The organism is Lysobacter sp. A286, assembly GCF_054052105.1.
Map to the genome: position 1 here is coordinate 271,398 of NZ_JBSVRJ010000002.1, position 11,883 is coordinate 283,280.

Genomic DNA, 11,883 nt, shown 5'->3' on the forward strand with positions numbered 1-11,883 from the left:
GCGAGGCGGGGTTTTTGTTTGTCTGCGAGCCGGGGTTACAGGTCGACGCCGAAGCCCACGCCCGCCGATCGTTCGCTGCCGCTGAAGGCGGTTCCGAATGAGAACGAGGCCCGCCCGATGCGCTTGCCGTAGCCGATCGACAGGCCCTTCTCCCCGCCCTGGAAACCCGCACCTACGGCGATGCGGCCGTTCTCGCTCTGGCCGCCAGCGGCGTTCATCGCCATGTTCAGCATCGCCGCGCTCATGGCACCCATGCGGTCGATCCGGCCATCCTGCTGGTGCAGGCGGCGATCAACGTCCTCGAAGCGGTCCTCCAGCAGCGTGATGCGATCGTTGATCCCGCCGACATCGAAACCGACCAACTGCTGGATCGCGGAGTCGGTGTAGGTGTTGGCAGCCGACAGGGTGGCCGTGTCGCCCGACTGCATGTCACCGCGCACCGCGGTCTCGCGGGTGTCGGTGTACTCGCCGGCCTCGGCGAGGGTGGCGGCATCACCGGACTGCATGTCGGCGCGAATGGCGACCTCGCGCCCGTCGGTGTAGCTGTTGGCCCCGGCGAGGGTGGTGGCATCACCGGTCTGCATGTCGGCGCGGATGGCGGTCTCGCGGGTATCGGTGTAGGCAGTGGCAGTGGCCAGGGTGGCGCCATCGCCGGCATCGGAGTGCGCATTCGCGCTGGTCAGGGTGGCCGCGTCACCGGTGTCCGCGATCTCCTGCACTCGGGCTTCGCTGATGCCGCCACCGCCGACCACCCCGTCCAGCGCGGACTGCATCTGGCGCAGGTTGACCGCATCGGTGCCGGTGGTGGCATCGGCGACGTTGGTGATGCGACGCTCGTTGTCGACAGCGCCGACCGAGACCGTGTTGGCCTCGCTGGCGACCGAGGAGGCGCCGAGCGCCACCGAGTTGGTGGCATCAACCGTTACCTGGGCCTGCGCACCCAAGGCAACGCTGTTGTCGGCCAGTACCGCAGCGCGGGAGCCGATGGCGATGTCGTTCGGGCCCGCTGCGTTAGCTTCCGAGCCCAGGGCCAGGCTGTCATCGCCGGTCGCCACCGAGCTGTATCCCAGGGCGGTACTGCGCGCGCCGCTGGCGATATTGCGGCTGCCGAATGCACTGCTGCGGGCGCCGGTGGCCGTGTTGTTGTGCCCGAAGGCATTGGTGTGCTCGCCGTCGGTGGTGTTGCCGTAACCGAACGCGCTGCTCAGGGCGCCCCCCGCCGTGTTGCCGCGGCCGAAGGCGCTGGCTTGGTCGGCGGTGGTGGTGTTGCCGTTGCCGAAGGCGACGCTGCCGTTGCCGGCAGTCTCGTTGTCGGCGCCGAACGCCGTGCTGTATTCCGAGGTGGTGGTGTTGCGCAGGCCGAACGCGGTTGTCTGTGAACCCTCGGCGATGTTGCTGTAGCCGAATGCCGTACTGCCGAAGCCGGCCGCCTCGTTGAGGCGTCCGAACGCGTTGCTGTGCTGGCCGGACGAGCTGTTGGAGAAGCCGAACGCGCTGCTGAGATCGCCTCCGGCCTCGTTGCTGCGGCCGAACGCGCTGCTGGAGCTGGCGCTGGCGGTATTGCCGCTACCGATGGCATTTGCGGTGGTGCTGGTGGCCTCGTTCCCGCCGCCGATCGCATTGCTGCCACTGCCGGACGCGTTGTTGCCGTAGCCGATCGCAGTGCTGCGATCGAGCGAGGCGATGTTGTTGTTTCCAAAAGCGATGCTGGAGCTGCCGCTGGCGGTGTTGCTGCGGCCGAACGCGGTGCTGTCATCGCCGCTGGCAGTGTTGGAGAAGCCGAATGCGCCCGCGGTGCTGCCGCTGGCCTCGTTCCCGCCGCCGAAGGCGCTGCTCTGCGGCCCCGTGGCGGAGTTCGACCGGCCGACGGCGCTGGCCTGGTGGCCGGACGTGTTGAGGTAGCCGACCGCGGTGCTTTCGTTGTCCTCGGCGATATTGTTGTAGCCGATCGCGGTGCTGTTGCTGCCCCGGACGATGTTCTCGAAGCCGAACGCGCTGGCGTTGGTGCCGCTGGCGTTGTTGCCTTCGCCGTAAGCGCTGGCGCCGGCGTGGCAGGTGCTGTTGCCCTCGCCGTGCTCCTGGCCCTGGGTTTTGTCGATCGAGGTGTCCTGCTCCCACTCGCTGGTCGTGGTGTTGTACACCCAGCAGTCGGGGCCGCCGACGGCCGCCTGGGCCGGCATCGCGATGGCCAGGCCGAGCGCGAAGGCGAGCGGCACGAGTTTGAGGGTGCGGGGGATGGCGGGGTACTGCATGAGGTCTCTCTCCGTAGTGGATGAACGTGCCGCGCACGAGCGCCGGACCCTCCAACCACGCAAACGGGCGGCAAGAACTGACAGGGATGAGACTTTTTTTGTGAATGGCCTTTCTCAGCCTTCGGCGTGAAGTGCCATTCCACGACCACCGTCCCCCGCTTGTCGTCGTCCAGGGCCGGCGACGGCGTCCATCTCGCTCACCCACCCAGCCTCGTCTTTTCGAGCCTGGTGGCTCAGCGCGCCTCGTAGGACACTTGGCCGTCAAGGCCGGCGACTTCACCCTCCGGATGGAAGCGGAGGCGGAAGCTGCTGTTCTGCTTGTTCAGGCGCAGGGTGCTCTCCATGCTGCCCGGGTGACCGGGGCTGACGATCACCTCCGCCTTGGTGCCGGTGTTGCCCCGCAGTTCGATCCGCACCGTGCCCTGCTGCACGGTGAAGTGTCCGGTCACGAACGCCTGGCGCCGCTTGGTATTGACCTTGATGCTGGCCGAGGCCTGCCGGTCGAACTTCTCGATGGTGACCGTGCAGTCCTTCTTGACGGCGACGTCGGAGAGGTTCGAACCCGAGCACTTCACCACCGCGGCGTGTGGGGGCGCTTCGCACGCGGATAGCGCGAGGGCGAGGGCGAGGGCGAGGGACGCGGCGCCGAGGCCCGCCGACCACCAACGTTTTTTTGCGGCACGGAGCGTGGGGCGCATCACTTGGAGGTGACCTTCAGGCGCTCGACGCTGCCGGAGACGGGGGCGTCACAGCTGTCCTGGCTGGAGAAGCCCGCGACCGGCATGTTCTCGCTTCCCTGGCTCTTGCCGGCGGTCATTTCGTGGCAGGCCGAGCCGGTCATCTCACCTTTGTTCTGGCAGGTGATGATCAGATCCCAGCAGGCCTCGAAACTACCGTCGCCGCCGGTGCGCTGCACCTGGCAGTCGACGCCGTGCGGGCCGGGGGTACCGCAGTCGACGCGGGCGGAATCGGGATCGGTATCGATGGTACACGCGGCGAGCACCAGTCCGGCGATGCACAGGGCGATGGCGCGTGCAATGGTTTGCAGTCTCATGGGTTGCTCCAGGTCGTGTTGCATGAAAGATCAATAGCCGACGACGATGGAAACCGAACTCTTCGTGCTGCCGGAGGGTTCGGGTATGAAGTCGAGCTGGAGTTCCGATTTGAAATCGCCGTCCGTATGCCAGTCCTGGATTCGCAGCGGACGCGGCCCGTCCTCGCCTTTCAATATCGCCGTGACCGTGTAGCGGCCGATCGGGATGTCTTGCAGGTAGCCGAACTGCACCCAGTAATGGTCTCCCTGCTGCAGGACGAGTGTCTTTCCTTCCGAGCCGTCGATCAGCGGGCCGCTGGGCGTCAAGGTCAGTTCGACGTCTTCCATGTCGTCGTAGAAATCCGTGTCCTGGAATACCGTGACCAGGCCGCCGTAGTAGTTGTATTCGTTTTCCGGCTCGCGCCCCTCCAGTTTCCAGACGAAGTTGCGGACGGCGCCAGTATCGTCAAAGGAATCGATGGTGTCGGGATGCAGATCCAGGGAATAGGTTTTCCCGTTGTATGTTTTCTTGAAGGAAGCGTAGGCCCGCCATGCGCCGGGCTGGGCCTTGATCCTGTAGGTGCCGTCTTCCTTGGTGGAACCCTTGATGTAGGACGCGTAGAACACCGTGTTGTCCAGCAGGATTCTTGCTCCGGCAATCGGCTTGCCCTGCGCGTCGACGACTTTTCCCGTGGCGTAGCCGTCTTCTGCCTTGGCCGTTCCGGTGCCGTCGTTTCCTCCACAGGCGGCAAGTCCCGACAGGATCAGTCCGGCCAGGAGAATCCGTGCAATCAACGCCCGAACAGCCCGCGCAGTACGCTCTTGGCCGCGTCCTTGGCCGCGGGTTTCGCGGCCTCGCGAGGATTGCCGGTGGCGCCGCCCGACGGCATCAGCATCGCGGTGGACTTGTTGCGCACGTGCACGCGCCAGCCGGGCTGGGTGATCGTGCGTTCGTTGCCGTAGGCGATCATCTGCACCATCGGCGCGGAGCCTGCGAACACCTCGCGCGGGATCTGGCAGCTGCGCGCGTCGGCGCCCAGCAGCGTGCGCTTCTTCGTCCACTGCGCGACCAGCGATTCGGGCAGGAAGTCGACCAGCTCCGGGCCGGCGTAGCTGTCCTCGGCGCTGCTCCACATCACGATGGTGTCGCCGTCCGACGCGGTGGCGTGGATGAAGTAGGCGCGCGCGCCATCGACGCCGCTCCAGCTCAGCAGCGTGCCCTGGTCGGTGGTTTCACGGTCGAGTTCGAGATCGGGCAGGAAGTCGTGGTCGCGGCCGAGATCGAACTGCATCGAATCCGGCAGACCGTCACCGGTGACGTGGTGCTTGCCGGCCAGCGACGCCTTCATGGATACCGATTTGCGGTGCGACTGGTTCGGCCACAGCGCATGCTCGGGGCCGGCGTCGATGCCGTGCTGCGGCACCTTGCGCGGCGTCATGGCGCGGCCGCTGTTGACCGGCTTGCCGTTGCGCACGCTCATCGTGAACTCGGCCGGTTGGCCGGCGCGCACCTGCTCGCCGCAGCCCCAGTAGTAGCGGATCTTGTAGGGGCCGCCGTCAGCGAGTGCCTGGTGGCTGGTCGAGCCGTCCGCGCCGCCGTCGTGGCGCGCCTGTTCGCGCGCGGGCGGCAGGAGCTCGATCTCGTCGCCCAGGCGCAGGCCCTTGGGAACGGCCTGGTTGGCCGGCGTGCCGGGCTGGCTGCGGTTGTGCAGCGCCACGTCCAGGTACTTGCCGGGCATCCCCGGATGCCGGGCCATGCCGTAACTGGCGTTTCCACCGGACATGGCCCCGGTCATGCGGCCGAGCGCCCCGAGTCCGCCCATGCCGGGCATGGTGTGGGTGGCGACGTCGATGTAGAGCTCCGCCTGAGCGGCCTGTGCGGCAGCGGGTGCGGGGAGGACGGCAGCCATGGCGAATGCCAGCGCCGACGGAACGAGGGAAGAAGAAAGATGCATGTTGGAGCCACCCGAGGAGGGGCGGGCCGAACGGCGACCCGGCCGTGCCCGGTGCATCCGGACACTCCATCCACGAGATTCGACGGCGGGGACTGACAGGGGCGGTGACGACAGGGCCGCCGAAAGACAGTCCGGCCTGCCGTCAGGGAAGTGCCAGGCAGTTGGCTTCGGTGGTGGCGGCAAGGCACTGCGCCACGGGCGGGGCATCGTCGATGAATGCCGCGGCATCCGCAGCCAGGGTCGCCCCAGCCTCGACATCGCCGGTCTTGTTCGCCAACAGCAGTGAAAGCATCCAGGGGCGCATCCACGAGTTGTCCAGCCCGCGCTTCACGCGCTGGCGCAACCCCTCCGCCAACTCGGTGGCTACCTCCAGCTTTCCTTGCGCCATGCGAACTTCGGCTTCGGCCAGGTCATAGATATGTGAAGTCCCGACATCGGAGCGGGCGTTGCACTGCTCGAGAGCCTGGCTTGCCTGCAAAACGTTGCCTTGGCGCAGGTGGAGCGACGCGCGCATGCCGCAGATGCTGCGTCCGATGGCCGACTGGTTGCTGTCGTTGAGTATCCGCAGCGATTCGGCCACCTCCAGTTCCTCGAGCGCGGACGGATACCGGCCGAGCGTAGCCTTGATTATGCCGCGGTAACGGGCGCACTCGGAGGCGCTGAGGCTCTTGCGGTCGATCGCGCGATCGATGTCCGCGCTCCGTTCGTAGTGCGTCAGGGCACGATCGAGTTCGCCGGCCAGATGCAGATGTGCGGCCATGTTGCAGTGGATCGTCGCGGCGATCTGGTGTGGTTGCTTGTAGACCTCATCCACGATCACCACGGCTTGCTCCAGCATCCGGGTGGCCCGGTCGGTCTTTCCGGCAAACAGGAAGATGCGCGAAGTGTCCGCGAGCCTGTAGGCATACCAGCCACTGTGCTCCCCGTCGAGCAGTCGGCCGAGCCGCAGTTCTTCCTCCACGACCTCCATGAGCTCGTCCTGGTCACCGTCCCCGAGGCTCATGGCGGTGCCCAGCGTGTGGAGGATGTCGCGATGCAGATAGCTGTCGGAGAATCCTGCGGCGATGGCATCCTCCAGAACCTTGCGCGTCGTGGTTTCCGCGGCCGCCGGGTCGAGGTAGACGGTCGCCTGGGCGACGCTCAATCGCGCGTCGAGCAGGTCTTCCTCCGGGACATCGTTGGCAGCGGCGATGGCGACCGCTTGCTCGCTTACATCGACGGCTTCCTTCAGCCTGCCGGAGTTCCAGTGGATCTCGGCCAGCTGGAGCTTCGCCAGCACCCGCTCACGCGCGCCCGCGCCCGCGCCTTGCCCCACGCGATGATCTTCGAGCAGGCTGAGGGCCGCCAGGAGATCCTCCTGGGCGAGATCGTAGCGACTGAGATGCTTGCGCGCCGTTCCGGTGAGGATGAGGATATCGGCGGCGGCCAGGGGATCATTGGCCAGCAAGTCGGAACGCGCACGCCGTGACCCTTCTTCGAGCAGTTCCAGCGCATCAGGTACGTCCCCGACCGCAGGCTCGGTGGACGTGAACACCTGTTCGAGGAAGTCGCGCACCAGCACCGCGCGCTGTGCTTGCACGTTCGCGTTCTCGGCTTCGCGGCGGGCTTCGCCGGCCTGCCACAGCGTGGCGCCGACGCCCGCACCGAGGCTGGCCACCAGCAGTACCGCTGCGGCCACGCCGACCTTGTTGCGCACGACGAACTTGCGCACGCGATAGCCCAGCTTCGGCCGCTGCGCCAGCACCGGCTGGCCATCAAGCCAGCGGCGCAGGTCGTCGGCGAGCGCCTCGGCGGTGGGGTAGCGCTGCTCGGGTTCCTCGGCCAGGGCCTTGAGCAGCACCCGGTCCAGGTCGTTCTTCAGCGGGACGTAGTGGCGGTGGTAGGCGTCGTCAATACTGCGTACCAGCAGCGAGGGGCGGGTGGTGTCGGTGCCTTCGGTCGCCTCCTGCGGGGCGCGCCCGGTCAGCAGCCGGTGCAGCAGCGCGCCCAGCCCGTAAACGTCCATTGCGGTGCTGGGCGGGTCGCCGCGCAGCTGCTCGGGTGCGGCGTAGCCTGGCGTGAGTGCGCGCCACATCGTCTGCGTGCGCTCGACTTCGGCATCGGCGAACTGGCCGATGCCGAAGTCGAGCAGGCGCACGTGGCCACCGGTGTCGACCAGCACGTTGGAGGGCTTGAGGTCGCGGTGGATCACCAGGTTGCGGTGCGCGTAGGCCGCCGCGCCGCAGACCTGCAGGTACAGGCGGACGATCGCGCGTGCGTCCAGCGCGTGGGTGTCGCACCAGCGGTCGATGCGCTCGCCCTCCACCAGCGGCATCGCCAACCAGAAGGTGCCGTCGTCGGCCACGCCCGAATCGATCAGCGCGGTGACGTTGGGGTGGTTCAGGCGCGCCAGGATCGCGGCCTCACGCCGGAACCGTTCGCGCCCGCTGGCGCCGAGCGCGCCAAGGGTCAGGATCTTCACCGCGGCCTGCTGGCGCGTCATTCCCTGTTCGCGCCAGGCGCGGTAGACCACGGCCATGCCGCCGCGGCCGAGTTCGCTGTCCAGCGTCCAGTCGCCCAGGCGGCATCCGGCCAGGTTGCTGCCACCGGGGTCGAGCGAGGCACGCGGCCGCTCGTGTGCGGTGATCAGCTGGACGAGGCGCCGGCGCACCGCTTCGGGCAGCGCCTGCGCCGCCAGCCAGGCCTCGCGTTCGGGTTCGGGTTCGGGCAGGTCAAGCCACTGGCCGAAGGCGGCGTCGGCGGCCTGCCAGTGCGCAATCTTTTCGGGATCCATTATCGTCCTCACGAGATTTGGCGGTGGGGACTGACAGGTCCCGCGAAGCCTCAGGGCAGCGTCAACTACAGGTGCGCGGTCACTTCAGGCTCAGTCGTCTCCATCGTCGAGCATGGCCTGCAGGAAGGCGCGGGCGCGCTCCCATTCGCGGTAGACGGTGCGCTCGGAGATCTCGAGCAGGCCTGCGATCTCGCCGAACTCCATCCCGGCGAAGTAGCGCAGTTCCACGATCTGCCGCCGCTGTGGGCTGATCGCCTCCAGCGCATCCAGGCTCTGGTCGAGGATCAGCACATTGGTCAGCGCAGCTGGCGCGTCCGGAATCTGATCGTCGAGGCTGACCATCACCTGCCCGCCGCCGCGCTTTTCACTGGCACGCTGGCGCGCGTGTTCGACCATGATCCAGCGCATCGCCTTGGCCGAGGCGGCGAAGAAATGGTTGCGGTCGGCAAGCGACATCGGCGAGGACTGGCTGATGCGCAGGAACAACTCATGCACCAGCACCGTCGGCGTGACCGTCGACTGGCGACCGTACAGGCGTGAGCCGGCGAGTCGGCGCAGTTGCGGGTACAGCGACTCGAACACCGCGCCCAGTTGCGCGGGATCACCGCCGCGAGCGAGCGCCAGCAGCCTGGTAATGTCTGCGTCGGACACGTCGCCCTATTCTCCTGTAGCCCCGATGCGAAGCTAGCAGTTGGGTGTGCACCGCGCAATCGCGCCCCACCGGCATTTGTGAACTACCCGGTTTTCTTTTGCACTGCAGCGTGCAACCCGACTAACAACTCCTTCACAGTTGACCCGCATCCCGACGTGGGGGAGGGAGCAGGCCCGTTACCGGTTCGACCGGGACGGGCCTTTTAGTTCGCGCCTTTTTCTATGGACCGCAGCCGGACGCTCCAGTGCGATCATCTGTCGATGAACCCGTCCTCCGTACCCGATCGTCCAACCTCACATCGTGCGCTGTCCAGTCTCGACGAACCCGCTTTGTCCCATCTGCAGCGCGCGTTGGAACAGTTGCGCGTCAGTGCGGCGACCAGTGGCGTCGTGCTGGATGATGCGGCAATCGAGCGTTGCCGCCCGGTTGCGCGTGCCAGTGATTTCGCGATCACGACCCTGGCGCGGCAGCCTGAGCTGCTGGCGGCTGTGCTGGACGATGACGGTGCCGCCATCATGCCGCCGCCCGAACTGCACGCCGACAACCGCAGCCAGTGGCCGATGCTGCTGCGCCGCTACCGGACCGCCCAGTCCACCCGATTGGTGTGGCGCGATGTGCACGGTCTGGACGATGTAAACGCGACCCTGGCCGGCAGCACCACGCTGGCCGAAATCTGCCTGCGACTCGCTCTGGATGCGCTGGAGCAGGAATTCTCCGCCCGCCACGGGGTCGTGCGCGACGCGGACGGCAGCGTGCAGCGGCTGGTCGTGTTCGCACTGGGCAAGCTGGGGGGTGGCGAGTTGAACTTCAGCTCCGACGTCGACCTGGTGTACGGCTATGACCAACCCGGTGACGTGACGCTGGCGGCCAGTGACGGCGCGCGCGCACTCGCGGCGGAAACCTGGTTTTCCCGCTTGGGACAGCAATTGGCCAAATTGCTCGACGAGGTCACCGCGGACGGCTTTTGTCACCGCGTTGACCTGCGCCTGCGTCCCTATGGCAACGCAGGACGGGTCGCGTGGTCGTTCCCGGCGATGGAGCAGTACTTCCAGCGCGAGGGTCGCGACTGGGAGCGTTACGCCTGGCAGAAGGCGCGGCCCGTGGCCGGCGATATCGAGGCCGGCGGACGCTTCCTGGAAACGCTGCGACCATTCGTGTACCGGCGTTACCTCGACTATGGCGCGCTGGACGGCCTGCGCACGATGAAAGCGGCCATCGCCGCCGAGGTGGCGCGCAAGGAGTTGGCCGATGACATCAAGCGCGGCCCCGGCGGTATCCGCGAGGTCGAGTTCCTGGTCCAGGCGCTGCAGCTGATCCGAGGCGGGCGGGAGCCGGCATTGCGCCAGCGCGCGCTGCAACCGGCGTTGGCGGCGCTGGTGGAAGCTCACCAGATAGAACCAGAGGCCGGTGCCGCATTGGCCCAGGCCTACCGGTTCCTGCGCCGGCTTGAGAACCGTCTGCAGATGCTGCGCGACCAGCAAACCCACGCGTTGCCCGACGACGCGAGCGACCAGGCCCGGATCGCGGTGGGCCTGGGCTATGCGGACTGGAATGGCTTGCATGAAGCGCTGGACGGTCACCGCGCGGTGATCAACGAGGAGTTCAATGCACTGCTGGCGCCACGCGAACGCAAGCAGGCACCAGGTGCGCTGGCCGATTACTGGCTGGCCTTGCCCACCGCCGGCGATGTCGAGGTGCTGGCCGATGCCGGGTTTGATGATGCGGCACAGGCGGACGGGTTGCTGCGTGACTTCGCGCGCAGCCTGGGGGTGCGCGGGTTGTCGGACATTACCCGTGGACGTCTGGACCGGGTATTGCCGGCCTTGATCCAGGGGGCCGCGACCTCCAGCCAGCCGCTGCTTGGTCTGCGCCGGATGCTGGCACTGCTGCACAACATCCTGCGTCGTAGCGCCTATCTGGCCTTGCTGGATGAGCAGCCCGCCGCATTGGCGCGCCTGGTCGAGGTGGTCAGCCAGAGTGCGCTGCTGGCCGAGCGCCTGGCGTCATATCCGCTACTGCTTGATGAGTTGCTGGATGCCCGCATTGGTGGCCCGTTGCCGGGCCGCGAGGCGCTGATTGCCGCCTGTACCGCGGTGGCGAGCCACGTCGACGATAGTGCCGTCGATGCTCCGGAGGCGGTGCTCAACAAGTTGAACGAAGTACGCCAGGCGCTGAGCTTCCGCATTGCCATGGCGCACCGTGATGGCCGGCAACCGGCCGATGCCAGTGCTCGCCAACTGGCGTGGTTGGCCGACGGTGTCATCCGGCGGGTCGTGGCATTGGCGGAGGGTGAGATCAATCGTGCCCACGGCCGCTTGCCGGGCGCCCGTTTTGCAGTGCTGGGCTACGGTTCCCTAGGCGGCGAGGAGCTGGGTTTCGGGTCCGATCTGGACCTGGTGTTCCTGTATGACATCGACACCAGCAGCGAGCCCGGCGGGCACGATGGCGATATCAGCGATGGTCATGGCAATGACGCGATGTCCGATGGCAAGCGCCCGCTGGACGCGTCGCGCTGGTTTGCCCGACTGGCGCAGAAGGTGGTTGCACTGCTCGATACTCCGTCGGTTGCCGGTCGACTGTACGAGGTCGACGTACGACTGCGACCCGACGGTGCCAAGGGCCTGCTGGTTTCCAGTTTGGCGAGTTTCTCCGAGTACCAAAGCCAGCGCGCCTGGAACTGGGAGCACCAGGCGCTGGTCCGCGCACGTTGCGTGACCGGCGATCCCAGCTTGTGTGCCAGCTTCGGCAAGCTTCGTCGCGACATCCTCGCGCGCCCGCGTGATCCGGCGACCGTGCGCGCCGATGTATCGAAAATGCGCGTGCGGATGCGCGCCGAGCTAGACCGCAGCGAGAACCCCGGGTCGCCCGGCGCGCGTTTTGATCTCAAGCAGGGCGAGGCCGGTCTGGTCGACCTGGAGTTCCTGTTGCAAGCGCTGGTGCTGGACCATGCTGATGTCGCGCCCGGGCTGTTGGGGCCGCGCGACACATCGGGCTTGATCGAGGCGATGCACGAGGCCGCGGTGTTCGACGACCCGACCCGGGCGTCGCTCCAGGCGGCGCATGCCACGTTGCTGGCGCGCGGCCTGGAATGCAGCCTGGACCGTCGGGAGCGTCGGCTGCCACTGGACGAATCCATCAACCTGGCGCGCACGGCGATCCGCGCCGCGGTGCAGCGCCATGGCCTGGAATTCAATCTCGCTGGAGTTTAATCCTGCGGG

General features: G+C 67.2%; 8 protein-coding genes. 1 reads left to right on the plus strand and 7 read right to left on the minus strand.

Going from position 1 to position 11,883, the window contains the following annotated elements; translation table 11 throughout:
- Nucleotides 1–35 precede the first annotated feature (35 nt).
- The 7 genes from ACW7G0_RS11450 to ACW7G0_RS11480 all read right to left on the minus strand — a co-directional run bounded on the left by ACW7G0_RS11450 (nucleotide 36) and on the right by ACW7G0_RS11480 (nucleotide 8,664).
- Nucleotides 36–2,252: a hypothetical protein gene (locus tag ACW7G0_RS11450; protein WP_456989718.1), complete on the minus strand. Its 2,217-nt coding sequence runs from the start codon at nucleotides 2,250–2,252 to the stop codon at nucleotides 36–38.
- A 233-nt stretch (nucleotides 2,253–2,485) separates the two neighbouring features.
- Nucleotides 2,486–2,950, minus strand: coding sequence for a hypothetical protein (locus ACW7G0_RS11455; RefSeq protein ID WP_456989719.1), 465 nt, complete (start codon nucleotides 2,948–2,950; stop codon nucleotides 2,486–2,488).
- On the minus strand, nucleotides 2,950–3,306 hold the full coding sequence (locus tag ACW7G0_RS11460) for a hypothetical protein (protein WP_456989720.1): 357 nt from the start codon (nucleotides 3,304–3,306) through the stop codon (nucleotides 2,950–2,952). Before ACW7G0_RS11460 ends, ACW7G0_RS11455 begins: the two co-directional genes overlap by 1 nt.
- A gap of 30 nt (nucleotides 3,307–3,336) precedes the next feature.
- A complete protein-coding gene (locus ACW7G0_RS11465) occupies nucleotides 3,337–4,080 on the minus strand; it encodes a carboxypeptidase-like regulatory domain-containing protein (protein ID WP_456989721.1) in 744 nt (247 codons plus the stop codon).
- Nucleotides 4,077–5,195, minus strand: coding sequence for a hypothetical protein (locus tag ACW7G0_RS11470; RefSeq protein WP_456989722.1), 1,119 nt, complete (start codon nucleotides 5,193–5,195; stop codon nucleotides 4,077–4,079). Before ACW7G0_RS11470 ends, ACW7G0_RS11465 begins: the two co-directional genes overlap by 4 nt.
- Before the next feature lie 187 nt (nucleotides 5,196–5,382).
- On the minus strand, nucleotides 5,383–8,013 hold the full coding sequence (locus tag ACW7G0_RS11475; protein WP_456989723.1) for a protein kinase domain-containing protein: 2,631 nt from the start codon (nucleotides 8,011–8,013) through the stop codon (nucleotides 5,383–5,385).
- Between the two features lie 90 nt (nucleotides 8,014–8,103).
- Complete coding sequence (locus ACW7G0_RS11480; protein WP_456963367.1) at nucleotides 8,104–8,664, minus strand: ECF-type sigma factor; 561 nt, start codon at nucleotides 8,662–8,664, stop codon at nucleotides 8,104–8,106.
- Nucleotides 8,665–8,925: 261 nt separating this feature from the next.
- Between ACW7G0_RS11480 and glnE the strand changes: the two genes are divergently transcribed.
- Nucleotides 8,926–11,874 (plus strand): bifunctional [glutamate--ammonia ligase]-adenylyl-L-tyrosine phosphorylase/[glutamate--ammonia-ligase] adenylyltransferase, encoded by a 2,949-nt coding sequence (glnE, locus tag ACW7G0_RS11485; RefSeq protein WP_456989724.1) that lies wholly within the window; start codon nucleotides 8,926–8,928, stop codon nucleotides 11,872–11,874.
- Nucleotides 11,875–11,883: the final 9 nt, after the last annotated feature.

Excerpts from the sequence above, each read along its gene's own strand:
- ACW7G0_RS11455 (WP_456989719.1), bottom strand. The coding sequence starts at position 2,950 with ATGCGCCCCACGCTCCGTGCCGCAAAAAAACGTTGGTGGTCGGCGGGC.
- glnE (WP_456989724.1), top strand. The coding sequence starts at position 8,926 with ATGAACCCGTCCTCCGTACCCGATCGTCCAACCTCACATCGTGCGCTG.
- ACW7G0_RS11475 (WP_456989723.1), bottom strand. The coding sequence starts at position 8,013 with ATGGATCCCGAAAAGATTGCGCACTGGCAGGCCGCCGACGCCGCCTTC.
- ACW7G0_RS11460 (WP_456989720.1), bottom strand. The coding sequence starts at position 3,306 with ATGAGACTGCAAACCATTGCACGCGCCATCGCCCTGTGCATCGCCGGA.
- ACW7G0_RS11470 (WP_456989722.1), bottom strand. The coding sequence starts at position 5,195 with ATGGCTGCCGTCCTCCCCGCACCCGCTGCCGCACAGGCCGCTCAGGCG.
- ACW7G0_RS11450 (WP_456989718.1), bottom strand. The coding sequence starts at position 2,252 with ATGCAGTACCCCGCCATCCCCCGCACCCTCAAACTCGTGCCGCTCGCC.